The 24,407-nt window shown below is 65.4% G+C and carries 19 protein-coding genes; 13 read left to right on the top strand and 6 right to left on the bottom strand.

Annotation, left to right across the window (positions count from 1 at the left end; all coding sequences use genetic code 11):
* Positions 1-513 precede the first annotated feature (513 nt).
* The 10 genes from GYH26_RS15015 to GYH26_RS14965 all read left to right on the top strand — a co-directional run bounded on the left by GYH26_RS15015 (position 514) and on the right by GYH26_RS14965 (position 8,846).
* Positions 514-687 (top strand): zinc ribbon domain-containing protein, encoded by a 174-nt coding sequence (locus GYH26_RS15015; protein ID WP_014068244.1) that lies wholly within the window; start codon positions 514-516, stop codon positions 685-687.
* Between the two features lie 71 nt (positions 688-758).
* On the top strand, positions 759-1,253 hold the full coding sequence (locus GYH26_RS15010; protein WP_014068243.1) for a YceD family protein: 495 nt from the start codon (positions 759-761) through the stop codon (positions 1,251-1,253).
* A gap of 26 nt (positions 1,254-1,279) precedes the next feature.
* Positions 1,280-1,477, top strand: coding sequence for a 50S ribosomal protein L32 (rpmF, locus tag GYH26_RS15005; RefSeq protein ID WP_012845283.1), 198 nt, complete (start codon positions 1,280-1,282; stop codon positions 1,475-1,477).
* A gap of 101 nt (positions 1,478-1,578) precedes the next feature.
* On the top strand, positions 1,579-2,586 hold the full coding sequence (plsX, locus tag GYH26_RS15000; RefSeq protein WP_014068242.1) for a phosphate acyltransferase PlsX: 1,008 nt from the start codon (positions 1,579-1,581) through the stop codon (positions 2,584-2,586).
* Between the two features lie 26 nt (positions 2,587-2,612).
* On the top strand, positions 2,613-3,653 hold the full coding sequence (locus GYH26_RS14995) for a beta-ketoacyl-ACP synthase III (RefSeq protein WP_014068241.1): 1,041 nt from the start codon (positions 2,613-2,615) through the stop codon (positions 3,651-3,653).
* 5 nt (positions 3,654-3,658) lie between these two features.
* The gene (gene fabD, locus GYH26_RS14990) at positions 3,659-4,618 is read left to right on the top strand and encodes an ACP S-malonyltransferase (RefSeq protein WP_161542330.1); all 960 of its coding nucleotides are present in this window, start codon (positions 3,659-3,661) and stop codon (positions 4,616-4,618) included.
* A gap of 3 nt (positions 4,619-4,621) precedes the next feature.
* Entirely contained in the window at positions 4,622-5,371 is a 750-nt protein-coding gene (gene fabG / locus GYH26_RS14985) for a 3-oxoacyl-[acyl-carrier-protein] reductase (RefSeq protein WP_014068239.1), read from the top strand.
* 91 nt (positions 5,372-5,462) lie between these two features.
* Positions 5,463-6,980: a DEAD/DEAH box helicase gene (locus GYH26_RS14980; protein WP_014068238.1), complete on the top strand. Its 1,518-nt coding sequence runs from the start codon at positions 5,463-5,465 to the stop codon at positions 6,978-6,980.
* Positions 6,977-7,852 (top strand): ChaN family lipoprotein, encoded by an 876-nt coding sequence (locus GYH26_RS14975; RefSeq protein ID WP_161542329.1) that lies wholly within the window; start codon positions 6,977-6,979, stop codon positions 7,850-7,852. The genes GYH26_RS14980 and GYH26_RS14975 overlap by 4 nt, the downstream gene beginning before the upstream one ends.
* A 397-nt stretch (positions 7,853-8,249) precedes the next feature.
* Positions 8,250-8,846: a type 1 glutamine amidotransferase gene (locus tag GYH26_RS14965; protein WP_242006495.1), complete on the top strand. Its 597-nt coding sequence runs from the start codon at positions 8,250-8,252 to the stop codon at positions 8,844-8,846.
* Between the two features lie 135 nt (positions 8,847-8,981).
* Here GYH26_RS14965 and GYH26_RS14960 read toward each other — a convergent pair whose 3' ends face one another.
* From GYH26_RS14960 to GYH26_RS14950, 3 genes are all read right to left on the bottom strand, one after another.
* Positions 8,982-11,558 (bottom strand): family 20 glycosylhydrolase, encoded by a 2,577-nt coding sequence (locus GYH26_RS14960; protein ID WP_161542328.1) that lies wholly within the window; start codon positions 11,556-11,558, stop codon positions 8,982-8,984.
* A 139-nt stretch (positions 11,559-11,697) separates the two neighbouring features.
* Entirely contained in the window at positions 11,698-13,320 is a 1,623-nt protein-coding gene (locus GYH26_RS14955; protein ID WP_161542327.1) for a SusD/RagB family nutrient-binding outer membrane lipoprotein, read from the bottom strand.
* A gap of 24 nt (positions 13,321-13,344) precedes the next feature.
* Positions 13,345-16,485 (bottom strand): SusC/RagA family TonB-linked outer membrane protein, encoded by a 3,141-nt coding sequence (locus GYH26_RS14950; RefSeq protein ID WP_161542326.1) that lies wholly within the window; start codon positions 16,483-16,485, stop codon positions 13,345-13,347.
* A gap of 295 nt (positions 16,486-16,780) precedes the next feature.
* Between GYH26_RS14950 and GYH26_RS14945 the strand changes: the two genes are divergently transcribed.
* Positions 16,781-17,725 carry an N-acetylglucosamine kinase gene (locus GYH26_RS14945; protein WP_161542325.1) on the top strand — a complete coding sequence of 315 codons (945 nt, stop codon included), beginning with the start codon at positions 16,781-16,783 and terminating at the stop codon, positions 17,723-17,725.
* A 6-nt stretch (positions 17,726-17,731) separates the two neighbouring features.
* On the opposite strand, the gene GYH26_RS14940 is transcribed toward GYH26_RS14945, so the two are convergent.
* The 3 genes from GYH26_RS14940 to nagB are packed head-to-tail and all read right to left on the bottom strand — an operon-like array spanning position 17,732 to position 21,856.
* Positions 17,732-18,805 carry a hypothetical protein gene (locus GYH26_RS14940; RefSeq protein WP_161542324.1) on the bottom strand — a complete coding sequence of 358 codons (1,074 nt, stop codon included), beginning with the start codon at positions 18,803-18,805 and terminating at the stop codon, positions 17,732-17,734.
* Positions 18,802-19,941 carry a carbohydrate-binding family 9-like protein gene (locus GYH26_RS14935; RefSeq protein WP_161542323.1) on the bottom strand — a complete coding sequence of 380 codons (1,140 nt, stop codon included), beginning with the start codon at positions 19,939-19,941 and terminating at the stop codon, positions 18,802-18,804. Before GYH26_RS14935 ends, GYH26_RS14940 begins: the two co-directional genes overlap by 4 nt.
* A complete protein-coding gene (gene nagB / locus GYH26_RS14930) occupies positions 19,928-21,856 on the bottom strand; it encodes a glucosamine-6-phosphate deaminase (protein ID WP_014068229.1) in 1,929 nt (642 codons plus the stop codon). The genes GYH26_RS14935 and nagB overlap by 14 nt, the downstream gene beginning before the upstream one ends.
* A 186-nt stretch (positions 21,857-22,042) precedes the next feature.
* Between nagB and GYH26_RS14925 the strand changes: the two genes are divergently transcribed.
* On the top strand, positions 22,043-23,779 hold the full coding sequence (locus GYH26_RS14925) for a GMC family oxidoreductase (RefSeq protein WP_161542322.1): 1,737 nt from the start codon (positions 22,043-22,045) through the stop codon (positions 23,777-23,779).
* Positions 23,776-24,384, top strand: coding sequence for a gluconate 2-dehydrogenase subunit 3 family protein (locus GYH26_RS14920; RefSeq protein ID WP_161542321.1), 609 nt, complete (start codon positions 23,776-23,778; stop codon positions 24,382-24,384). Before GYH26_RS14925 ends, GYH26_RS14920 begins: the two co-directional genes overlap by 4 nt.
* Positions 24,385-24,407 lie beyond the last annotated feature (23 nt).

Genomic DNA, 24,407 nt, shown 5'->3' with positions numbered 1-24,407 from the left:
AACGGGTTGTGCGGCGTTTCGGTGGCCGGGTGCGCGGGCGTCTGCAGAGGACACCCCCGGAATTATGCACACGTTATGCACATCCTGTGCATTTCACGTCGGCTGGATGGTGGGGTTCGTTCCAAAAATTCCCAGGTTTTCCACAGGTTGTCCACATCAAGGTTTTTGCGCAAGTCTTTTGTTTTTCAAGTTTTGTCGCGTTATTTTCTGATTAAAATGCACACGCCGTCCACAGGAAGAGGACGGCGGTGCAGGATGCGGCCAATAATCAGGTCAGGTCTGTAAATTTTCCACAGGTTATCCACAATGCCTGGGTGGTGGAAAGGGGGCATGTTACCCCAGCGTAAACCCCGCTCAAATGCTACGGCATGTCGGGCTGAACTGCAAGACGTCCCGGACATTTTCACGATGCTGAACCCTGGTGTTTAGCAGGCGAGGGCGCTTGAACCTGCCGGTCGCCTTTCGGGTTGACCCCTGGAGAAGAAGATTGACTGAAACCGAACGAACGTGCCGATGCGGGAGTGTCCGTCGTGCGCCCTGCCGGTCGAAGAGGAAGCCGAGGTCTGTCCCTACTGCGGCTACGAGTTTCCGACCACCTCGCCGGTGCACCGGGCGGTTGCCTGGCTGATGATCCTGTTGTTGCTGGGCTCGGGACTCTATGCGCTGTGGGCCTGGCTGCTGCGCTGAAGCGGAACTCCCACGGGCTCGTCTCGTTGATTTGCGGCTGTTTATCGGGATGAACCGGAGCGGAACGGATCATGGTGCGGATTGAGCTGGCCGCCCTGCGCGAGGGGTTTCAGCGAATGGCGCTGACGCCCTCGGCGGAGGCACTGGATCTGGACCCCGGCGTGTTCGAGGACATCCGCGTGGAGCTGGGGCTTACCTATGAAAACGGGCGGTTGCTGGTGCAGCTCTGGGCCGGCGCTACGGCGACGCTGGAGTGCGACCGCACGCTGGAGCTGTTCAAGCAGCCCGTCGAGGGGACCTATTCGCTGTTCTATGCGCCTCCGGGGGCGGCCGTAAGCCGGGATGATGTGGAGGAGGTTCGCGAGCTGCGTACGGCGGATCGGTTCGTGGACCTGACGGATGTGGTGCGGGATACGTTGCTGCTGGCGATCCCCATGCGCAAGGTGAAACCGGGCGCCGAGTCGATCCCGATTCCGACGCAATTTGGCGCGCCGGAGGAGCCGGAACCCGAGGAGCCCCCGATCGATCCGCGCTGGGAAGCCCTGAAAAAACTTCGAAATCTCTGACAACATAAAACCATTCGCATACAGCCATGGCCAACCCGAAACGGAGACACTCGAAGTCGCGCACACGGAAGCGTCGGGCCGTTTACTACCGGCGGCTGGTGGAGAAGCCATTGCCTCTGATGGAATGCCCCAACTGTGGCAACATGAAGCTGCGGCACCATGCCTGCCCCTCGTGCGGCTACTACCGCGGGCGCAAGGTGGTCGATGTGGAAGAGTTTGCCTGATGCCGAAGGCCGTCCGAATGGTTGCGGGCGGCCCTTGTTTTTTTCCCCGGCCGAAGCGTAGACTTCCAGCACTGTCCTGACCAAGTCCGCAGATTGCACACATGGCCCTGCGTGTTGCCGTTGATGCCATGGGAGGCGACGCCGCGCCCGCGGTCGTCGTCGAGGGTGCGTTACAGGCGCTTGAGGCGGCCCCCGGGCGCCTGGAGATCCAGCTCTACGGCCCCCGCCCGGTGGTGGAGGCCGAGCTGGCGGCCCGTCAGGCGCTGGGGCGTGAGGGTCTTCGGCTCGTCGATGCGCCGGACGTGATCGGCATGGCCGAGTCGCCCGCCGTGGCCGTCAAGACCAAGCTGCGCTCTTCGATCCATCTGGGGCTGCAGGCCGTCGCCCGGGGCGAGGCCGACGTGTTCGCCAGCGCCGGAAACACCGGGGCCATCATGGCCGCCGCGCTGTTCATTCTGGGGCGTTTGCCCGAGGTCTCGCGTCCGTCGGTGGTGGGCTTTTTCCCCACGACGAAGGGCCGTTGCCTGGTGCTCGACATCGGCACGAACGTCGACTGCAAGCCCGAGCACCTGCTTCAATTCGCCCGGATGGGATCGATCTTCGTCGAGCGCGTCTGGCATGTCGAACGGCCGGTCGTGGGCCTGCTGAACGTCGGGGAAGAGCCCGGTAAGGGCAATGCGCTCACGAAGGCGGCCTACGAGCTGTTGCGGGCCGCGCCGGATCTGAACTTCCGCGGCAACGTCGAGGGTCGGGATCTGATGCACCATGTGGCCGACGTGGTCGTGTGCGACGGCTTCGTAGGCAACGTGATGCTCAAACTGGGCGAGAGCATGGTGACGGCCTTCGTCGAGATGCTCCGCCAGGAAATGGCGGCGCAGGGGCTCGACGCCGCGCAACAGCGACAGGTGCTGGGATTGCTCCGCGGTGTGCTGCGTCGCTTCGACTATGAAGAATACGGGGGGGCGCCGCTGCTGGGCGTCAACGGTGCCGTCGTGATCGGACACGGTAGCTCTTCAGCCCGAGCCATTGCCCGCATGATCCAGGCCGCGGCCGAGCTGGTCGAGCAGGACGTGGTTCGCTCCATTGCCGCCGCCTTTCATCCAGCCTGAACTGCACGTAACCGCAAACGGGAGCAATGCCCTACGCAGCCATTACCGCCGTCGGCCATTTTCTACCCGAAGATCGGCTGACGAATGCCGATCTGGAAAAGATGGTCGACACCAGCGACGAGTGGATCCGCACGCGCACCGGCATTCGGGAACGCCGCATTCTGCGGGATCCAAACAAGGCCACTTCGTACATGGCCACCGAGGCGGCCCGGGAGTGCCTCCGGAAGCGCGGGATGGATCCCGAGGATGTCGAGTTGATCATTGTGGCCACGGTCACGCCCGACATGTTCTTCCCGGCCACGGCCTGTCTGGTCCAGGCCAACCTGGGAGCCCGTAACGCCTGGGGGTTCGATCTCTCGGCCGCCTGCAGCGGTTTTCTGTTTGCGCTCTCGACGGCCGCCCGCTTCATCGAAAGCGGCAAGCACAAGCGGGTGATGGTGATCGGCGCCGATAAGATGAGCACGATCACCGACTATACGGATCGAAAGAACTGTATTCTGTTCGGCGATGCGGCGGCGGCCGTGCTGCTCGAGCCGGATCCGGAGTGTGGCGTGATCGATTCGGTCGAGCACTGTGATGGCAACAACTGGGAACTGCTCTGCATGCTGGGGGGCGGCAGCCTGAACCCGCCCACCCACGAGACGGTCGATCGCAAGATGCACTATCTGCACCAGGAGGGCCGTGCTGTCTTTAAGCTGGCCGTCGAGGGGATGGCGCAGGTGGCCGTCGAGATCATGGAGCGCAACAACCTGACGGCCGACGACGTGCGCTATCTGGTGCCCCACCAGGCCAACCTTCGCATTATCGACGCCACGGCGCGCCGCATGGGGCTTTCGCCCGACAAGGTCATGGTCAACATCGATCGCTACGGCAATACGACGGCGGCCACCATTCCGCTCTGTCTGTACGACTGGGAACGGCAACTCCGGCGAGGGGACAACCTGATTCTGGCCGCTTTTGGCGGCGGTTTCACCTGGGGGGCTATCTACCTGAAATGGGCCTACGACGGGGATAAAGTGGCGGCCGCGGCCGAGGCTACCGCCGAAACTTCCACCGAAAACGCCTGAGCGCAATGGCGCAGGTCTGGTTGTTTCCCGGACAGGGATCGCAACGGGTAGGCATGGCCCGGGATCTGATGGAACGCTTCCCGGAGGCCCGGGCACGTCTGGAAGCAGCCGATCGGTTGCTGGGCTTTCCGCTGACCGCCTACATGTTCGGCACACACACCGACGATGCCGAAGCGGCCGCTTCGGCGCTGGCGCAGACCGACATCACGCAGCCGGCGCTTTACGTGCACAGTCTGGCCGTGGTGACCGTACTCGAAGCAGCCGGACGGCGTCCCGACGCGGTGGCCGGCCACAGCCTGGGCGAGTACAGCGCGCTGGCGGCCGCCGGCGCGCTTTCGTTCGAGGACGGGCTTCGACTGGTGCGGCTCCGCGGCCAGCTCATGGCCGAAGCCGGCCGCACGCGGCCCGGCACGATGGCGGCCATTCTGGGGCTGGACGACGAGGCCGTCGAGGCGCTCTGCCGCGAGGTGGTGGACGAAGGCGGGGGCTTCGTGCAGCCGGCCAACTACAACGCGCCGGGTCAGGTGGTCATCTCGGGCGAAGTGGCGGCCGTGGAGCAGGCGGCCGAAAAAGCGAAGGCCCGTGGTGCCCGCCGCGTGGTGATGCTGCCCGTCAGCGGGGCTTTCCACTCGCCGCTCATGGAGGAGGCCAGCCGGAAGCTGGCCGAAGCCATTGCCGAGGTGCCGCTCGAGACGCCCCGCTGTCCCGTCTATCTGAACGTGACGGCGGCGCCTACCACCGATCCCGAAGAGATCCGGGCCCGACTCGTCGAGCAGATGCTCGCCCCGGTGCGCTTCACGCAGATCCTGCACCGCATGCAGGCCGACGGCTTCACGTCGTTCCTGGAGGTGGGACCGGGCAACGTGTTGACGGGGCTGGTGCGGCGCACGCTGGGCCGTGACGTGGAAGTGGCCACGGCCGGAACGGCCGACGAACTGGAATCTCTCCTGCAGCAAACCTCCTGAGCCATGACGTTCGATTTCTCCGGGCAGTCCGTACTGGTGACCGGCGGTACGCGCGGCATCGGCCGCGCCATCGTGGAGGCCTTCGCAAAGGCCGGCGCCCGCGTCGCCTTCACCTATCGCAGCTCCGTGCAGGAGGCCGAGGCGCTCAAGGCGCAGCTCGAAGCGCAGGGGACCGAGGTGCTGGCCTTTCAGGCCGATGCGGCCGACTTCGAGGCGGCCGGACGCGTCGTGGAGGCCGTGCTGGAGGCCTGGGGGAAGATCGACGTGCTCGTGAACAATGCCGGGATCACGCGCGACAACCTGCTGCTCCGCATGAACGAGGCGGACTGGGATGCCGTGCTGGCGGCCAATCTGAAAAGCGTGTTCAACTTCTGCAAGCACGTCTACCGGCCCATGATGCGCCAGCGCAGCGGCCGCATCATCAACATCTCGTCGGTGGTGGGCGTGGTGGGCAATGCCGGGCAGACGAACTATGCGGCCTCGAAGGCCGGCATCATCGGCTTCTCGAAGAGCCTGGCGCGGGAGCTGGGCAGCCGGGGCATTACGGTGAACGTGGTGGCGCCCGGCTACATCGAAACCGACATGACGGCCGCGCTGCCCGAACAGGCCCGTCAGGCCATGCTGAGCGGCATTCCGCTGGGCCGGCCGGGCACGCCCGAAGACGTGGCGCAGGCCGTGCTGTTTCTCGCCTCGCCTGCCGCCGGCTACATTACCGGACACGTGCTGCACGTCGACGGCGGCATGGCCATGTAGGCGCTTCGGATCGAACCGGCGGGCTTCGGCGTTGGGAAAAACGGCGGCCTCTGGCCGCCGCATCTGTTTTGATCAAAACCACAGGAAAACCATGGCCGAAGAACCGGTTCGCTCGCCCTACACCACCGTCATCGATCTGACGCGACGGGCTCAGCAGAAAAAACAGGAGGCGGCGGCCGTTCAGGCCACCGGCGCGCCGTTGCCGGAAGTATCCCTTGCGGAGCTGCCCGAACGCATGCAGCAGGCCGCCCGCGCGATCGGCTGGACCGAGCTGATGCCGGTGCAGCGCCGCACGTTGCCCTATCTGCTGGAAGGTCGCGACGTGATCGTCCAGTCGCAGACCGGTTCGGGCAAAACCGGCGCCTTTCTGCTGCCGCTGTTCGAGCGGCTGGACCCTTCTCGCGGACAGGTGCAGGCGCTGATTCTGACGCCCACGCGCGAGCTGGCCCGGCAGATCTTTGAAGCGTTCGAGCAGATGAAAGCAGGCGTATCCGGGGCGCAGTCGCTTCGGGCCGTGCTCGTCTACGGTGGCGTGCGCTACGGTCCGCAGCTCAAGGCGCTGGAGCAGGGTGCCCAGGTGGTGATCGGCACCCCCGGTCGCATTCTGGACCTGATCGAACGCGGGGCGCTCCGGCTGGGCGCGCTCCAGGTGCTCGTCTTCGACGAGGCCGACGAGATGCTCTCGATGGGCTTCTACCCGGCCATGCGCCAGCTCAAGCGCTACCTGCCACGCGCGCGCAACACGGCTATGTTCAGTGCCACGATTCCGCCGCGCGTGCAGGCACTGGCCCGTGAGTTTCTGAAAGATCCGGCCTACGTGTCGCTGAGCACGGATCGGATCGCGGCCGAGACCATCGAGCACCGCTACTTCATCGTGCCGCCCATGGAGAAAGACCGGGCGCTCGTGCAGCTCATCGAACTGGAAAATCCGGAGTCGGCCATCATCTTCGCCAACACGAAGCGTGACGTCGAGTACCTGGGGCAGTTTCTCAAAAACTATGGCTACAATGCCGACGCGATCACGGGCGACCTGCCGCAGAAACAGCGGGAGCGGATCATGGACCGGCTCCGGAAGGGCCAGCTCCGCCTGCTGGTGGCTACCGATGTGGCGGCGCGCGGCATCGACATCTCGGACCTGAGCCACGTGTTCATGTACGACGTGCCCCAGGATCCCGAGTACTACGTGCACCGATCCGGACGCACCGGGCGCGTGGGGAAGGAAGGCACCACGATCGTGCTGGTGACGCCGCTCGAAGAGGCGCGGCTTCGCGCGATTGCGCGACAGTACGACATTCCGCTCGAAAAGGGCACGTTGCCCACGCCCGAGGTCGTGGCCGAGCGGGTGGCCGAACGCGCCGTCGCGCTGCTCGAAGACCGCTACCGCGAAACGACCAGTCTGGACCGGGAGCGGATTGCGCGCTTCGTGCCGCTGGTGGAGCAACTGGCGCAGGAAGAGCCGGAGCTGCTGGCCATGCTGGTGGATGCCCTCTACGTGCAGGAAGGGCACCGCAGGGGGATCCGTCCCGAATCGGAAGTCGAGGCGCCTGCGTCCGAGCAGAACGCCCCGCCCGGGAAGAAACGTCGCCGCGGTCGCCGGAAGAAGTCATGAATCGCCGAATTCTGCTGATCGGAAGCCTGCTCGTGGCGTTGGGGGTTCGGGCGCAGGCGCCCGAGCCCGGCCTGTTCACGGCCGACGGGCGCCCGGCTTCATGGGCACAACTGCTGGAAGTGGCCGGGGCCGTCGAGGTGGTCTTTCTGGGTGAGCAGCACGACGACACGGTGGCGCACCGGCGGCAACTCCGCGTGCTGGAGGCGCTACAGGAGCGCTACGGCGACGAGCGGCCGCTGGTGCTCTCGCTGGAGATGTTCGAGCGCGACGTGCAGCTCGTACTCGACGAGTACCGGGAAGGGCTGATCACCGAGGCGCAATTCCTGGAGGCCGCTCGTCCCTGGCGAAACTACGAAAGGGACTACCGGCCGCTGGTGGAGTTTGCCCGGGCACACGGCTGGACGATCCTGGCCGCCAACGCGCCCCGTCGCTACGTGAACCGGGTCAGTCGTCTCGGGCGCGAGGCGCTGGCGGTGCTTTCGCCGCAGGCGCGGGCCTACCTGCTGCCGCTCCCTTATCCCGAGCCGTCGGACCTGTATCGGCGGCGCTTCCTGAACCTGATGCGCGGCGCCGGTCATGGACCCGTGCAGGTCGATCCGGAGCGGTTGCTGCAGGCGCAGGCGCTCTGGGACGCCACGATGGCCTACACGCTGGCCGAGCACCTGATGCGCCAGCCCGAAGCGCTCATCGTGCACGTGACCGGCGCCTTTCACGTGGAAGCACGTCTGGGCACGCCCGAGATGCTGCGTCGCTACCGGCCCGGTACGCGTATGCTGGTGGTGGTGCTTCGCCCGTCGGCCGACCCACTTCGGTTCGATCCGGCGCAGCACATGGGCCTGGGCGACTTCGTCTGGCTGACGCCGGCCCATTGATGCTGTTGATCCGATGTGGCTACTAAATCAGTGATGACTATTCTGTCCTGATTATTTTTTGAGCTGCGTTGTTTTAAACTGCAGCGTGGTATGCACCTGCACGTGTTGCAGCATGTCCCGTTCGAAGGGCCTGCGCACATTGCCACGTGGGCGCAGCAGCGCGGGCATCGGCTGTCGTTTACGCGCTTCTATGCAGATGATATGGGATCGCTGATTTACCGGTGCATGAGGGTGCCACACCCCGTGTGGCGGACGTGATCCGGCGGGTATGATCGGGCGGACACAGGGGTCCGCCCCTACGGAATAGGGAAAATGTCAGGGATCTGTAGGGGCGCACCGCAGTGTGCGCCCATGCTTCCTCACATGCACTATAATTTCCTGAAAATCGTATGAGACGTTGCCCGAGCCGGAGGCCGTCGAGGGTGTGGTGGTGATGGGCGGCCCGATGGGCGTCTACGACGAAGATCGTTACCCGTGGCTTTGGGATGAGAAGGCGTTCCTTCGGGCCGTGCTCGAAGCGGGTGGGCCGGTGGTGGGGGTGTGCCTGGGGGCGCAACTCCTGGCCGAGGTGCTGGGCGGGCGTGTCTATCCGGGGCCGCAGCCCGAGATCGGCTGGTTTCCGGTGCGCCGCACGTCGCAGGGGCGCGTGCATCCGCTGCTGGCCGACGTGCCCGACGAATTGACCGTCTTTCACTGGCATGGCGATACGTTCGATCCGCCACCGGGCGCGGTGCACCTCATGGAAAGCGCAGCCTGTGCCCATCAGGCGTTCGTCTGGGAAGACCGGGCGCTGGGGCTGCAGTTTCATCTGGAGATGACGCCCGCGAGCGTGCAGGCGCTCGTGCGCGCCGGTCGGGCGGAGCTGGAAGCCGCCCGTGCCCGCTCGGCCTACGTGCAACCGGCGGAGACGCTCCTGGCGCACCCGGCCGAGGCCTACCGCCCGCTGCACGGGGTGCTGGAGCGGCTGCTCGACCGGGTGCTGGGCGTTCGGTGACACGAACGCGCTCGGGCTTACAGGCGGGCACGAAGCGAAGCGGCACGCCGCTTCGGAAGCGTGCCACTTCGGCTGGCGCCTCCGTGGCGCACTACAAGCTGGCCGCGCAGGTTTATTCCGGCGCAACAACCTCGCTCAGTAAACCACGTGCACGGTGCGGCTGCCGCGTCCGTTCGTGTCGAACGTGCGCAGGCGCACTTCGCCGTGTCCTTCAAGTCGGACCGGCTCCGTGTACCGGGGTGAATCAGCTGTGGGTTCGCTGCCGTCCAGCGTGTAGCGGATCGTCAGGCCCGGGAGTGCCACGTTGGCCTTCAGGTAGCCGTCCTCGACGACGGCGCCGGGCGGCGGCAGGCGGTAGGGCACGGCCTCGCCGTAGAGCGCATCGAGCCGGGGCAGTTCGCGCTGGCCCAGCCGGTTGGCAAACGCATTCCAGGCCGTCTGCAGGGCGCGTTGCCGTGCTTCCGGATCGGCAATCCGGCTCCAGGCCGGACGTTCGGCCCAGGCGCGTTCGGCCAGCGCCAGCATCCGAGGCACGGCCATGTAGAAGACCCGGTCCGGCGTGCGCAGCGTCTCGCCCCAGAGCTGGCCCTGCAGCCCCACGATGCGAGGCCGTCCTTCGGCCGTCAGACGCTCGTGGTGGACGAACGCTTCGGGTGGGAGCGTGTGGCCCAGCCAGTGCTGGATCGGACCCAGAAACAGATCGAACGGCTCCAGGCGGTACGGCGCGTCGTTGTCCACAAATCCCGCCCAGTAGAGCCCGGCCTCGTCGGGATGCTTCGTGTAGGCCAGATCGAAGTACAGGTTCGAGGCCAGCGAGAGCACCACGTCGTAGCCCGCATTGGCAAGCCGGTAGGCATGATCCTCGGCGCCGCTACCCCAGATGTTGTTCCAGGCGTAGACCAGGAAGCCCCGATCGCGGAAGCGCGGGTTGGGACGGTGCACGCGCCGGCCGTTTTCCTCGGTGGCGACGAGCCCGATCTCTTCCCAGCCCGCCGTGCGCAGCCCGCGCCGTCGCAGGATCTGATCGAACCGGTCCAGGAAGTACTGCTGCAGCGCGGCCGGATCGTCGAGGCCTTCGGCCTGCATGACGGCCCGGCAGGCGGGCGAGCCGGCCCAGGCCCCGTGCGGCACCTCGTCGCCGCCGGTGTGCACCACGCGGAGCGGCGCCCCGGCTTCGTCGTAGAGCCGCCGGAGTTCGTCCACCACCTTTTCCAGAAAGCGGTAGGTCGAGGGCAGGCAGACGTTGATCACGTTGTCGTTCCAGCCCTGCACGGAGCGGTAGACGGACGTGTCGGCCGGGTCGACGAGCCGGTAGGCGGCCGCCTCGGCTTCCGGGCGGCCGGCCGCCTTCAGGCGGGCATAGCGGGCTTCCATGGCTTTGATGGCCGCGCGGGCATGGCCGGGCACGTCGATCTCGGGGATCACCTCGATGTGCCGGGCCGTGGCGTAGCGCAGGATTTCGACAAAGTCTTCGCGCGTGTAGTAGCCGCTTCCAGGCGGCCGGCCGGGGATCGGTCCGGAACCATGGGACGGCACCAGGCAGGTTGCTTCCGTTTCGGTGTGGCCGCGGCAGCCACCCACTTCGGTCAGTTCGGGCAGGCCCTCGATCTCCAGGCGCCAGCCCTCGTCGTCGGTCAGGTGAAAGTGGAACCGGTTGAGCTTGTAGCGCGCCATCAGGTCGAGCAACCGGAGCACCACCTCCTTCGGATGAAAGTTGCGAGCCACGTCGAGGTGCAGGCCCCGGTAGCCGAAGCGCGGCGCATCACGCACTTCGAGCGCCGGGATCGGGATGGCCTCGGACGTCTGTCGATAGAAGGACGGATCGATGAGCTGTTGCAGTGTCTGGATACCGTAGAAGACCCCGGCCGCGTCGGTGCCGGTGAGCGTGATGCCCGCTTCCGGGTCCACGATCAGGTGGTAGGCCTCCGGGCCGGCCGGGCCGTCGGGCAGGCGAACCGCGCCGAGGCGCAGGCGGATCGTGGCGGGCTGGTCGGCGCCTTCCAGCAGGAGGGGCCGTGCGTCCAGCAGCGACGCCAGTACGTCGGCCAGGAAGGCCGCCTCGCGGGCCAGGGCGGGATCGTAGGCGATGGCGGCCGTGCGGTCGAGCGTCCAGTGCCCTTCCCGGCGCGTAAGATGGCGCGGGGTTGGGATGACCGGCGTCAGACTGTCGGCCGGCAGCAGTCGGAGCGGGGCGTTCCGGTAGTAGCGCAGGGCCGGTGTGGGCACAGGCAGCCGATCGGCCAGATGCCGTCGCGTCTGAAACTCCGAGGCGAAGGGCAGCACGCGCACATCCTGGATCGGGACCGGACGGTTCGGCGCCTCTTGGAAGACGAGGTAGAGCCCCGAGGGAGCGTCGATGGCCTTGATGAGGGGACCCATCGATTCGAACGACAGCGTGCGGCGTGCGCCCGGCGGCAGCGGCGCGAACGTGTCGGTGGGGTCCAGGCGGTAGAAGTCGCCGTTGACGTGCGTGAGCCGCACCGAAGGCGGGGCGCTTTCAGGCAGGATCGGACGCATGAAGTTGAAATAGAGTGTCCAGCCCGAGGCGGGCAGCGCCACGGTGTCCTGGTTGACCAGGGTCAGTTCCCAGCGGGCCCGGCCGTTGTCCTGGTTGGCAACCACGCCCCAGTAAACGGTCAGGCGCTCGGGGTGCCGGGCCAGCGTCAGGGCAGGCAGCAGGCCGGTCAGCAGCAGAATCCGAACGGTTCGCATGGTGCGCGCAGCGGTTTAAGTTTTTCTTTTTGAAAGAAAAGAACAATTCGTCGGAGAAACCAGCGATGCGGTCCGGGGAGCAAAAAAGGCCCGCCGCTGGAAAGCGTGCGGGCCTTTCATGGAACCGGCCGGGGGAGGTTCATTGCCGGTCCCACCAGACAGGCACGGCCATGTCGCTGGGGTCGCCGCGCAGCCCCTGACGGCTGAGGGCTTCCTGGTAGTTTTCCGCGTTCAGCACGCCCTCGGAAGGCGGATAGGTCAGCCGCCGCGGGATCTGGCCGTTGGTCACGTTACCCGGGTAGGGATTGGGGTCATCGACCGGTGCCGGCTCCAGTACGGGATAGCCGCTGCGGCGCCAGTTGGCCCAGGCTTCGATGCCGTCAAGGAACGTGGCAGCCCAGTACTGTTCGTTAATCTGGCGCAGGGCTTCGTCGGGGTCGCTGCTGAGCGGATTGGCGGCCAGGTAGGCGTCGATCGCTGCGTCGTCGATGTCGGCCGCCCCGCTCGCATCGTAGAGCGACAGTTGCTTCATGGCGGCCCGGACCCCTTCGGCGTAAAGTGTGGCCGGGTCTTCGCTCGTCCAGCCGCGCACGGCCGCTTCGGCCCGCAGCAGGGCCGTCTGGGCGTAGGTCACAAAGAAAAATGGATCGTCCAGGCCGGTCAGCAGCGGATTGACCCGCGAATAGTCATCAAGGCTTCCCGTCCAGCTCGGGTGGTTCTGGATCGTGTTGGCGTCGTAGCCATTGGGCATGCCTTTCTGCTCGGTCGGATCGGTGATGACCTGTCCGTCCTTGATGACGGCCCCAAGAACAGGCAGGCGCGGGTCGTTATGCGCTTTAAGCCAGTTAACGAACGTCTGACTGAGCCGCGGAACGTCCACGGCAAACACTTCGCTGTTGGCATTGGTGTTGATGCCGGCCGGTCCGGTAGAGGGGCCGGTCTGATGGCGCATGTAGACAATGTCGTCGTTGCTTTCCATTACGCCGCCGTTGATGGCCCTGACGGCCCACTGCTGAGCGGTAGCCGGATCGACCTTCACCAGCCGCATGGCCAGCCGCAGCATGAGGGCGTTGCCGAACTTCTTCCATTTCGTGATGTCCCCCCCGTAAACGAGGTCCGCGTTGCCGAACGTGGGTTGAGATGGATCGAACTGGGCCACGGCCTCTTCCAGCTCCTTCAGCATGTCCATGTAGATCTCCTGCTGCGGGTCGTAACGGGGCGCGAAAATGCCTTCCAGATAACCTTTGCCCGCCTCGGAGTAAGGCGTATCCCCGTAGGTGTCGGTAATGCGGTGGTAGATCAGCACGCGCCAGATTCGTACGGCGGCCAGTAGGTTGTCAACCGACTCGCCGTTAGCCTTCGCTTCCTCAAGACGAGCCTTCAGGTCTTCGATGTTTTTGACAGCGGCGCGCCAGGACACTCCCGCGCCTGAATAGGCGGTGCGCCACAGCGAAGTCGCCCAGTCTTCGTTGAAGGTGTACTTGTCGCCGGCCCACCAGGTATGGGCCAGGTGCTGCACGATAGCTTCGCCATAGATCAGGTTGACGCGCCAGGTTTCGTAGCGGGAGCCGGCTGTGGCCAGCTGTACCGTGGAAAACTGCATGCCGGGATCGATGGTGGAGGCCTGCGTGGGATCGACGTTCATGTCGCCGAAGTCGCTCAGCGCATCGCACGAGGCGAGAAGCACGGCGATGAGCAGGACGAGCAGGCTTTCTGGCCATCTCAGCAGGCGCGTGCGGTTCATGGCTTTATTGCGATACATGGTTGGCTCTACCGGTTGGTGGACTTAGAAACGGGCGTTGATGCTGAGGCCCAGGCTGCGCGTCTGCGGCACGCCGGCCAGTTCCAGGCCCTGGGCGTTGCCGTTGTTGTAGCTGGACTCGGGGTCCACGTTGGGGACCGTGTTGTAGAGGTAGGCCAGGTTGCGGCCCACAAGCGCGACGGTCAACGACCGCAGCGGCGTGCGCATCAGCCATCGATCCGGAATCCGATAGCCAATGCGCAGCTCGCGCAGCTTGATGAAGTTGGCGTCGTAGACGAACTCCTCGGCAATCTGGCTGGCAATACGGCCATAGTAAGCCTGCGGCAGGACCTTCACGGTGTTGGGCTGTCCCTGCTGGTTGACGCCTTCGCCCACCATGCAGCCGGTTGACGGATAGCCGTTGATGGGATCGGCCACAGCGTCGCACTCGGCGCGGCCTTTCAAGGTGTTTTTGTGCAGACCCACACTGTAGGCGTAGGCATTGGTTGCCGAGAAGAGCTGGCCGCCCCATTTGACATCGATCAGCAGAGACACGTTCAGATTTCTGTAGCCGAGTTCGGAAAGGAAGCCGGCCGTCCAATCGGGCGTGCCGCGGCCCAGCACGACGCGTTCTGGATCGCGCATGGGCAGCCCGCTGTCGTCGTGCACGATGCGTCCCTGATCGTCCCGCAGGTAGCGGTAGCCCCAGATCGTGCCGTAGGGCTTGCCTACTTCGGCCGTGATCCAGGCCGTCTGTCTACGGCTCTGGTCCAGTACCAGAACGGTCTGGTCGCCGGCCAGCGCGAGCACTTTGCTGATGTTTTTCGCAAAATTGACGCTAAGATTCCAGAACATCTGTGAAGTCTGAAGCGGGGTCCCACGCAGCAACAGTTCCACGCCCTGATTGCGCAGTGCGCCGGCGTTGATGACGCGGGCGCCGAAGCCTGAAGCCTCTGAAATTGAGGTCGAGAGAATCTGATCGGTGGTTTCACGCCGGTACCACGTCAGGTCCAATCCCAGGCGATTGTTCAGAAACTCCAGGTTGACGCCCAGCTCCGTTTCGGTGGTGGTGGTGGGCTTCAGGTTGAACAGCGGGACGGAGTTCTGCCCGATATATCCAAGCGGCTGGCCAAGGTGCGACGTGTTGTCCAGCACGTAGGTCAGGTTGAGCATGTAGGGATCCGTGTCGCTTCCCACCTGGGCCCAGGCGGCCCGGATTTTACCGAAACTCAGCCACGAGGGCACCGGCAGCACGTCGCTGAAGACGAAACTGGCACTGACCGACGGATAGAAGTAGCTGTTGTTGTCCGGCGGCAGCGTCGAGGACCAGTCGTTGCGGGCGGTCAGGTTCAGGAACAGGTAGTCGTTGTAGCCTATCTCCAGGGCACCGTAAAGCGAGTTGATCTGCTTTTCGGAAAAGTCGTACTGTGGCGACTGATTGCTGGTGTTGGAGATGGTGATGAGCCCGGGCACCTTGAATTCGGAGCCAAAAGCGCCCAGCATTTCGGTCTGTCGCCAGCGGACGCTCCCTCCGCCGTACGCGTTCAGGTCCAGGCGCCCCAACGACGTGGTCAGCTGGTGCCGGGCCTTCAGCAGCACGTCCGTATTGCTTTCAAGGACGCGCCATTCGTTTTCCGACAGGTCGCCGCCAGGTCGATAGGCCGTGCCCCAGGGCGTGACGCTCCGGCGACGGAGCGTGTACCAGTCCAGGCCGGTGCGGCCCTCGATCGCGAGCCAGTCGGTCAGCCGATATTCGACGTCCAGGGCGCCGATGAGGCGATCTTTGTCGTCGTCCGACTGAAAGCGATTGACCACCCACCAGGGGTTCGTTGCGTAGATGTTGTCGGAGAACTGCAGCTCGGTGCCTTCTTCGGTATAACCCGGCTTCAGCGTTTTCGGATCGACGTTGGGTGGCAGGAAGGCGATGGTCCAGTTTGCGTTGCCCGGGCTGTCGGACAGACGGGGACGATCGTCGGCCAGCTCATTGACATAGTTGGCCTTGGCATCGACGGTAAAACGCCCCAGTGTGGCCGTGCCGCGCAGCGTCAGCGAGGTGCGCTGCAGGCCCGAGCCCGGCACGATGCTCTGCGCGTCGAGCTGGGTGACGGAAAAATAAACGGCCGCGTTCTCCTGCCCACCGTAAATGCTCAGCGTGTTGCGCGCCGAAAGTCCTGTGCGGTAGAAATCTTCCAGCCGCCGGTTGACGGCCCGGTAGGGCCGGGCCACACCGTCGAACTGAATGACGGGCGACCCGTCCAGCTTCGCGCCCCAGCTCGAAAGACCAAACTGTAACGCTTCGGCCTGGGTAGCAGGCTTTTTCCCCTGAGAACCCTGGCCGTAGATGTTCTGATAATCTGAAAAGCCGACCAGCCCTTCTTCGGCCGTGAGCGTGGTGCTGAACTCGACGTTCAGGCCGCGCCGCCCCTTGCCCGAGCGCGTGTTGATCAGAATGACGCCGTTGCGGGCACGGGTGCCATAAAGCGCAGCGGCCGCAGCGCCTTTCAGCACCGAGATGCTCTCGATGTCTTCGGGATTCAGACTGGAGATGCCGTCGCCCCCGTCGAAGCCACCCCACATGCCGGCCGAACCGATCGTCGAGTTGTCGATCGGCACGCCGTCGACCACGATCAGCGGCTGGTTGTCGCCGGTGAGCGACGAAACGCCGCGGATCACGATGCGGGTCGAGGAGCCCGGGCCACCGGCCGTCGGATTGATCTGCAGGCCGGCCACCTTGCCCTGCAGCAGATTGCCGAAGTTGGTCTCGGTGCCCGTGACCAGGTCCTGTGCGCTTACCTGGCTGATGGCGTAGCCTACGGCCCGGGCTTCCCGCTCGATGCCCAGCGCCGTGACCACGACCTCGCCCAGCTGGGCCACGGTCGGTTGCAGCAGCACCTCCAGGTAGTTGCGGCCGTTGAGCGGCACGTCCTGCGTTTCGTATCCCACGAACGAAAATCGGAGCGTGGCCTGGGGGCTGCTGACGGTGAGCACGAAGTTGCCGTCGGCGTCGGTGGTGGTCCCGTTCATGGTGCCCACCTCCACGATGTTGACGCCCGGCAGGGGACTGTTGTCGTCGGCTGCGCGCACGACGCCTCGCACCTCGAACTGGGCGTAGGCCGCCGAGGCGCTCAGCAGCAGCACGCTCAGCAACAGCAGACGTCTGCGGAGCCTCTTGTAGCAACGTTCCATAGCTTTGGACAGCTTGGTTGGAAAATTTTTGTCTTCGCCTTGATGTGGTTTTCATAATAGGGTGGACCACAGGCTTCAGCAAGGCGGCTGCGTACTTTGGGATCGGTTCCACTGAAAAAAGTGTGATTTTGGGAGCGTTACCAGGTTGCACCGGACGGGCTGCTGCTGTTTCTTGCGCCGAGCAGGCTTCTCGAGATTTCTTTTTGATAGAAAATCGTGAACAGAAGGCGTCCTGCTGGAAGCGCAGGCATAAATGAAAGGTAAAAGGCGCCGGCCAATGCCAAGTGCTTGAAACATGGAGCATTCCGTGCCATCGCTGCTCGTCGGTCTGGACGTGGGCGGCTCGTCGACCGAGCTGCTGGCCGTTACGCCGAATGCCCGAAGCGAGCCCGTGCGGCTGGTCGGGCCGGGTGCCAATCTGCAACGGGTCGGCTTCGAACAGACCGTGGCCGTTCTGCAGGAGTTGATCGAACAGGCGCTGCGCCATTTCCCCGAGGTATCGGTGCTTTCCGTATGCGCGGGCATTGCCGGATGCGGCCGTCTGAAAGACCAGGAGCTGCTGGCCCGGCGACTCCAGCAGGTGCTCGGGGACGGCGGGCGCGCCGTGCAGGTACGGGTGGTCCACGACGCGGAGATTGCGCTGGAGGCGGCCTTTGAAGGAGGGAGCGGCGTCGTCCTGGTGGCAGGGACCGGCTCGGTCATTCTGGCCCGTACGCTGCAGGGGCGGATCGAAGTGGCCGGCGGCTGGGGCTACCTGCTGGGCGACGAAGGGAGTGGCTTTGCCATCGCCCGCGCCGGGCTGCAGGCCGTCGCCCACGCGCTCGACGGCGGGCCTCCCACGCGCCTGCAGGCGTTGCTGGCCGAGCGCTTTCAGCTCAGCGAACGCGACGCCATCATCCACCGCGTCTATCAGGAGCGCTGGCCGCTGCAGCAGTTCGCGCCGGTCGTGCTGGAGGCCGCGCGTACGGGCGATCCGGTGGCGCGGCACATCGTGGACGATCAGGTGGCCCGGCTGGTCGAACAGGTCGGATGGCTTCTGCAGCGACTCGGCGACGACGTGGCCCCCCGCATGGCTCTGGCCGGAGGGTTGATGAACGAGCCGTTTTACGTGGCCCGATTGCGCGAGCAGCTTGCCCGGCGCTGGCCGGACTGGTCCGTCGAGGTGCAGCGGCGGCGGCCGGTCGAAGGCGCGTTGCGCCTGGCCCGGCGCCTGCTGGCGACCGGTGTCGGCTCGGAATGAAGGCGCTCAGGATGCCAGCCGGGTCTTCAGCACCTGCCAGTGCGCGTCGGTCAGCGATTCCACGTTGAAGAGTGAAATGCCCGAAGCGCCGCCCGCCAGCGCATAGTCGATGGCCTGCGCCAGTTCCTCGGGGGTGAGTGCCGGCACGAACAGCCCGCTGTAGAGCGGCATGCGGCCGCCGAGCGCGTCGACGCCTTCTCGCGTGGCCGTTTCGATCCAGGCTACCGGTCTGTCATAGAAGTTGTGGTAGATCATGGGCATGACGGCGTCGAGCGGCCAGCGGGGCCAGTCCTGGCGCACCAGCGTGCGGGCAATCTCCGGGGTGGGAAAGACGGCGGCCGTCAGCGGTTTGCCCCGCGCATGCACGCGCTCGGCGATCTGACGCACCACGGCCGTGATCTGATCGTAGCGGAACTGTCGCCAGGCTTCGTTGGCCGAGGGGTCTTCCAGTTCGAGCGGATCGAGGCCGGTCTGCGCTTTGAACTGCGCCCGGCATTCAGGATGGTAGCCGTAGTCGAAGGGCGGATACTCTCGGTCCTGCACGAGCCCGTACTTCGGCTGGAGCGTGATGGGCAGGATCACGTCGGGAAAGCGGATGTAGTCGAGGTGCAGGCCGGCCAGCCCTTCGATCTGCGCCATGCGGTCGTAGTAGTCGGCCAGGTAGGCCCGCACGCCGGGCACGCAGGGCGAAAGGAAGCGGTAGTAGTCCACGTAGGGGGGCTTTTCGGCCGTCGAGACGCCCTCGCGGTTGACGGCGTACCAGTCGGGATGCGTCTCGAGCAGCTCGGCCTGCAACATGGTGGGGATCCAGGCATGTAGCTCGATCCCTTCGGCCTGCGCGAGCGGAATCAGGCGCTCGTAGAAGGCCGGTCCTTCTTCGCGGTTTTCGTGGAGCAGGAGCGCATCGATTCCGCTGCTTTTCAGGCGGGCAAAGGTGCGGCGGGCATCGTCGTCGCTGCCCACGCTGGCGCCCATCCAGGCCCAGTGCTTGTAGCGCGGCGTGGTGGATTCAGGGCGACAGCCAAGGGCCAGCGCGGCAAGGCCGGCCCCGAGACGTTGCAGCAACTCCCTGCGGGTCATGGGGTATCGGGTCGGGTTTTCCAGATCCGTCCGTCTTCGCGAAGGTGCAGGCGTGCGCCGTCGGGCAGCGCGGCCGTGATTTCGTAGAGGCTTTCGGTAGTCTGGAGCGTCAGGCGGTAGCGCGTGTGCCGGTTGGCGGGGACCTCCAGTTCGTCGAGCGTGCGGGCGTAGCGGCCATGCCGCTCGCGGAACAGCCGCTGGCGATAGTAGAGCTGGCGGAGCAGCCAGCGCACCGGCTCGTCCGAGTGTGGAAGGAACGGTTCGGTCCCGGTGCCGGCCACGAGCGCCGAAAACTGCACGTAGCCCCAGCGTTCGGGCAGGTGCATGTTGACCACGCCTTGCGGCGACCAGACCCAGTTCGATTCGGGAAGGGGGCGTCCGGTTGCCGGATCCCGACGTTTGCGGTAGCGGCCGTTGACCACCTCCAGCGGCCACTGCACGCGCGAGAAGTTCATGCGCCACTGCTCCCCGGGGCGGGGCGGGCGCCCTTCGGGGGCCGCTTCTTCGAGCACGTCCCAGGGCAGGGCCAGTTCGACGGTCCAGCCACGGTCGGTATCGGACGGATCGTTCAGCGTGCCGTCGAGCGCCACGGCCGCCTGCAGCTCCCGGATGTCCCAGGCGTCGAGGGCCGGGCCGCCGTCGCGGTAGGGTTTGAGCAGCAGCAGGTCCCAGACGGTCCCCAGCGCGTTGATCTCCAGTTCGTAGTAGGCGTGCGTATCGCCGTCGGGGTCGATGAAAACCTCGAAGTCGTTGTCGTAGAAGATGACCGTATCGCGCCGGGTCAGCGTGGCCCACAGGTGGGGTTCTTCCAGCTCGGCGCCAATGTAGAGGTACGTGTCGTCCCAGAGCAGCTTGACGCGGGTGCGGTAGGGTGGGGGTGGGCGGCGTGGTCCTTCGATGTCCACAAACGGCGCGCTCCACGGGGCGGCCTGCCAGGCGGGTTCGTCGAGGCGGCCGTCGATGTGAAGCGGCCGATCGCTTCGGTAGCAGACGTAGGTGCGGGGCGCAAAAGGCAACAGCGAATCCGGAGCCATGACCGGCTGCCCGGCCACCGTCGAAGCGTCCAGAAGCAGCCGGAGGAAGCCGAAACAGACGGCCAGACAGCCGGCCCGGCTCCAGGGTTCAGGGCATCTCATAGCAGGTGACGAAGGCTTCGGCGGCATAGAATTCGGGCAGGCCGAGGCGGTTGAGCGTTTCGGCCGTGCCCCGGTTGCGATCGCGGGCGCGCTGCCAGAACTCCCGGTCGTCGTAGGCACCCGGAAACATGGCCCGGTCTTTCTGGCTCTCGTGTTTGAAGATGGCCTCGATCTTGCGGTCGAGGTCCGCCTTCGACATGGGCAGAAAGACGTCGGCCTGGTGCACCTCCCATTCCTGCCAGGCGCCCCGGTAGAGCCACACCAGCGGCCACTCCTCGCGCGGGTGCGCCCGGTGGTAGCGCTGCAGCGCCTGCTGGATGGCCGTGTAGCACATGCGGTGCGTGCCGTGCGGGTCCGACAGGTCGCCCGCCACGAAGATGTGATGCGGGCGGATTTCTTCGAGCAGGTCGTGCACGATGCGAATGTCAGCCTCCCCGATGGGGTCTTTGCGGACGGTGCCCGTCTTGTAGAAGGGCATGTCCAGAAAGCGGGCGTGCTCGGCCGTCAGGCCCACCACTTCGATGGCCGCCACCGCCTCGGCGTAGCGAATGTGCGCCTTGAGCTTCTGGATCACCTCCAGATCCACCTCGCCCGGCTTTTTGCGGGCGAAGAAGTCCAGGATTTCCTGCTGGCGCGCCCGGAAGCGTTCGAGCGCTTCGCCTTCCAGCCCCAGAATGTCGTGGCTGAGCTCGACGAAGCGGAGGTAGCGCCGCACGTCGGCGTCGAAGACGGCCACCGAGCCGTTCGTCATGTAGGCGACGATCACCTCGTTCTGATTGGCCACCAGCTTGTCGAGCATCCCGCCCATCGAAATCACGTCGTCGTCCGGGTGCGGACTGAAGACGATCACGCGCTGGCGCTTGAAGAGCTGGTGGGGATAGACGATGCGCTGGCGCAGGTCTTCGAAGATCTCCAGGCAGAGCGCATCGACATCGGGGTAGGCGTGCACGAGGCTGTGCAGGTGATTCCGGTAGAAGTCGGCCGCCTCGAGTTTGAGAATCGCCTTGCCTAGCTTTTCCGAAAGCCAGATGATGGCCCGCTTGGCCATCGGCTTGTCCCAGACCACCTCGCGCACGAGCCAGGGGGTCTTTTCACGGGTCAGTTCGCTGGCGGCCGCGCGGTCCAGGTAGAAGGCGGCGTTCGGGTGCGTCTGCAGGAAGCTGGCCGGCACCTGGCGGTCGGGCGGTTCCTCGACGGCCCGGCGGACAATAGGCGCCTTGTGCTCGCCGGTGGCCATCAGGATGATCTCGCGGGCTTCGAGGATCGTGCCGATGCCCATCGTGATGGCGTGGCGCGGCACGTTTTCTTCACCGAAGAAGTCGCTGGCGGCGTCTTTGCGCGTGATTTCGTCGAGCACCACCAGCCGCGTGCGCGTCTCGGGGCCCGAGCCCGGCTCGTTGAAGCCGATGTGGCCGCTGCGCCCGATGCCCAGCAGCACCAGATCCAGTCCGCCGGCCTTCCGGATCTCCTCCTCGTAGGCCTGACAGTGCGCCTCGACTTCTTCGGGCGGGATGTCGCCGCGGGGGATGTGGATGTTTTCGGGCGGAATGTTGAGGTGGTCGAAAAGATTTTCCCGCATGAACCGGTGATAGCTCTGAAGGCTATCCGGATGCATGGGGTAGTATTCGTCCAGGTTGAAGGTGATCACGTTGGAAAAGTCGAGCCCCTCTTCCCGGTGCATGCGGATCAGCTCCTGATAGACGCCGATGGGCGTGGAGCCCGTGGGCAGGCCCAGCACCACCGTGCGGCCTTCGGCCTGTCGCTCCCGGATCAACTCGGCAATGCGCCGGGCCACCTCGCGGGCGAGCTGCGCCGGATTGTCGAAGATCCGCACCGGCACCCGCTCGCGCTGCGTTCCCTCGGTGGTCGGACTTACGGCAGGGATGGATGATTGCATTGTGGCGTTTACCGACATGGTTGCTCTGCTTCGGTTGGTTGCCCTTCCAATGATCCGGTGCTAAAGCCACCGTACGCAAGGGGTTTGGCATTTCGGGACCGGTTCCAAAATGCAGGGAGACGGCGCCCGGACTTGAGTCTGTAACCGCTCTCGCCTATACTTCACGGTACGTTAACCGTTTGTCGAAGCAGCCGGAGTTTGCCGATGCCTCAGGTGCTTGACCGGGCCCCGGCGTACGATGTGTGCATTATCGGTTCCGGGGCCGGGGGCGGCATGGCCGCCTACGTACTGACCCAGGCCGGGGCCAACGTGGTGATGCTCGAAGCGGGGCCGATGTGGGATGTGACCCGCGACGGCGCCATGTTTTCCTGGAACTACGAGTCGCCCCGGCGCGGTGCTTCCACCGTGGAGCGTCCTTTCGGGGAGTTCGACGCCTGCTACGGCGGCTGGGAGATCCCTGGCGAGCCCTATCTGAAAGACGAAGGGACCGACTGGATGTGGTTCCGGGCACGGATGCTGGGCGGGCGGACCAACCACTGGGGCCGCATCTCGCTCCGCTTCGGGCCCGACGACTTCAAGGGTAAAAGCCGCGACGGCTACGGCGACGACTGGCCGATCGGCTACGAAGACCTGGCGCCCTACTACGACAAAGTCGATCGCCTGATCGGCGTGTTCGGCTCGAAGGATAACTTCTACAACGAGCCGGACGGCATTTTTCTGCCGCCGCCGAAGCCGCGCTGCTACGAGCTGCTGGTGGCAAAGGCCTGCGAGAAGCTGGGTATTCCGGTGCTGGCCTCGCGGCTGTCGATTCTGACGCGACCGCTCAACGGCCGCCCGGCCTGCCACTACTGCTCCCAGTGCAACCGGGGCTGCACGGTGCGGGCCAACTTCGCCTCGAGCTACGTGCTGATTCCGCCCGCGCTGGAGACGGGCCGGCTGACGATCATCCCGAACGCCATGGCCCGGGAGATTCTGGTGGACGAGAACCTGCGGGCGCGGGGCGTCTCCTACATCGACAAGGAGACGATGCAGGAGCGGCAGGTGCGGGCGCGGATCGTGGTGCTGGGGGCCAGTGCCTGCGAGACGGCGCGGCTGCTTCTTAACTCGCGCGGCCCGCGCTACGAAAACGGCCTGGCCAATTCGAGTGGGCTGGTGGGGCGCTACCTGATGGACTCGACGGGCACGAGCGTGGCGGGCTTCATCCCGGCGCTGGTCAAGAACCTGCCGCACAACGAGGACGGCGTGGGCGGCATGCACATCTACATTCCCTGGTGGGCCTACAACCAGAAGCTGGACTTTCCGCGCGGGTATCACCTGGAGGTGTGGGGCGGGCGCCGCATGCCGGGCTACGGCTTCGGGGCGGGCATTCACCGGCTCAACGGTCGGCTGCCCGGCCCGGATGGTCGGCCCCGTCCGAAAGGCGGCGGAGGCTACGGCCTGCAGCTCAAGGAGGACTACCGCCAGCTCTACGGGGCGATCGTGGGCTTTTCGGGGCGCGGCGAGATGATCGCCCGCTACGAGAACTATTGCACGGTCGATCCGAACGTGGTGGATCGCTACGGCATTCCGGTGCTGCGCTTCCACGTGAAGTGGAGCGACGAAGAGATCCGCCAGGCGCGGCACATGCAGGAGACGGGGCGGGAGATCATCCGGGCGATGGGCGGCGAGCCGCTCGACGAGATGCCGGGGCCGGAGCGGGGCTACGGCATTACGAAGCCGGGCGAGATCATCCACGAGGCGGGCACCACGCGCATGGGACGTGATCCGAAGACCTCGGTGCTGAATCCGTTCTGCCAGGCGCACGACGTGCCGAACCTGTTCGTGGTGGATGCCGGGCCGTTCGTGTCGATGCCGCACAAGAACCCGACGTGGACGATTCTGGCGCTGGCCTGGCGCACGGCGGACTACATTGTCGAACAGCGCAAACAGGGCAACCTATGAGCGAATTGAATCGACGGGACGCACTCAAGCTGCTGGCGTTGATGGCGGCGGCGCCGACGTTCAGTTTCGGATGCCGCCCCGAGGAGGTGCAACAGGCGCAACAGCGACGGGGCCAGACGCAACCAGGCCCGGACTACCGGCGGCAGTTTTTCACCGAGCACGAGTACCGGACCGTGACGGTGCTGGCCGACTGGATCATTCCGGCCGACGAGCGCTCGGGCAGTGCCAGCGATGCCGGCGTGCCGGCCTTCATCGACTTCATCATGAGCGATCCGCTCATTCCGGGGCTGGAGCGGCGGCAGACGGCCATCCGGGGCGGGCTGGCCTGGCTCGACTACCAGTGCCTGCAGCGCTACGGGGCGCCATTCGTCGAATGCAACCGGAGCCAGCAGCAGGAGATGCTCGACCTGATCGCCTATCCCGACGTGGCACCGCCCGAGATGGCGCCGGGCGTGGCCTTTTTCAACAGCTTTCGGGATCTGGTGGCCTCGGGCTTCTGGTCGAGCAAGATGGGCATGGAAGACCTGCAGTACATGGGCAACACGGCCGTGGCCGAATGGAAAGGATGTCCGGACGAGGTGCTCGAACATCTGGGTCTGAAATAAACCCGGACCGTATCCGGAGGAGG

It is taken from the genome of Rhodothermus marinus (assembly GCF_009936275.1).
Lineage (GTDB): Bacteria > Bacteroidota > Rhodothermia > Rhodothermales > Rhodothermaceae > Rhodothermus > Rhodothermus marinus_A.
Note: the sequence above shows the minus strand (reverse complement) of the source record. Positions and strands in the feature narration are given on the sequence as shown.

What these genes read in the sequence shown, in the direction of transcription:
- GYH26_RS15015 (WP_014068244.1), top strand. Translation starts at nt 514, where the DNA reads ATGCGGGAGTGTCCGTCGTGCGCCCTGCCGGTCGAAGAGGAAGCCGAG.
- GYH26_RS15010 (WP_014068243.1), top strand. Translation starts at nt 759, where the DNA reads ATGGTGCGGATTGAGCTGGCCGCCCTGCGCGAGGGGTTTCAGCGAATG.
- rpmF (WP_012845283.1), top strand. Translation starts at nt 1,280, where the DNA reads ATGGCCAACCCGAAACGGAGACACTCGAAGTCGCGCACACGGAAGCGT.
- plsX (WP_014068242.1), top strand. Translation starts at nt 1,579, where the DNA reads ATGGCCCTGCGTGTTGCCGTTGATGCCATGGGAGGCGACGCCGCGCCC.
- GYH26_RS14995 (WP_014068241.1), top strand. Translation starts at nt 2,613, where the DNA reads ATGCCCTACGCAGCCATTACCGCCGTCGGCCATTTTCTACCCGAAGAT.
- fabD (WP_161542330.1), top strand. Translation starts at nt 3,659, where the DNA reads ATGGCGCAGGTCTGGTTGTTTCCCGGACAGGGATCGCAACGGGTAGGC.
- fabG (WP_014068239.1), top strand. Translation starts at nt 4,622, where the DNA reads ATGACGTTCGATTTCTCCGGGCAGTCCGTACTGGTGACCGGCGGTACG.
- GYH26_RS14980 (WP_014068238.1), top strand. Translation starts at nt 5,463, where the DNA reads ATGGCCGAAGAACCGGTTCGCTCGCCCTACACCACCGTCATCGATCTG.
- GYH26_RS14975 (WP_161542329.1), top strand. Translation starts at nt 6,977, where the DNA reads ATGAATCGCCGAATTCTGCTGATCGGAAGCCTGCTCGTGGCGTTGGGG.
- GYH26_RS14960 (WP_161542328.1), bottom strand. Translation starts at nt 11,558, where the DNA reads ATGCGAACCGTTCGGATTCTGCTGCTGACCGGCCTGCTGCCTGCCCTG.
- GYH26_RS14955 (WP_161542327.1), bottom strand. Translation starts at nt 13,320, where the DNA reads ATGTATCGCAATAAAGCCATGAACCGCACGCGCCTGCTGAGATGGCCA.
- GYH26_RS14950 (WP_161542326.1), bottom strand. Translation starts at nt 16,485, where the DNA reads ATGGAACGTTGCTACAAGAGGCTCCGCAGACGTCTGCTGTTGCTGAGC.
- GYH26_RS14945 (WP_161542325.1), top strand. Translation starts at nt 16,781, where the DNA reads ATGGAGCATTCCGTGCCATCGCTGCTCGTCGGTCTGGACGTGGGCGGC.
- GYH26_RS14940 (WP_161542324.1), bottom strand. Translation starts at nt 18,805, where the DNA reads ATGACCCGCAGGGAGTTGCTGCAACGTCTCGGGGCCGGCCTTGCCGCG.
- GYH26_RS14935 (WP_161542323.1), bottom strand. Translation starts at nt 19,941, where the DNA reads ATGAGATGCCCTGAACCCTGGAGCCGGGCCGGCTGTCTGGCCGTCTGT.
- nagB (WP_014068229.1), bottom strand. Translation starts at nt 21,856, where the DNA reads ATGTCGGTAAACGCCACAATGCAATCATCCATCCCTGCCGTAAGTCCG.
- GYH26_RS14925 (WP_161542322.1), top strand. Translation starts at nt 22,043, where the DNA reads ATGCCTCAGGTGCTTGACCGGGCCCCGGCGTACGATGTGTGCATTATC.
- GYH26_RS14920 (WP_161542321.1), top strand. Translation starts at nt 23,776, where the DNA reads ATGAGCGAATTGAATCGACGGGACGCACTCAAGCTGCTGGCGTTGATG.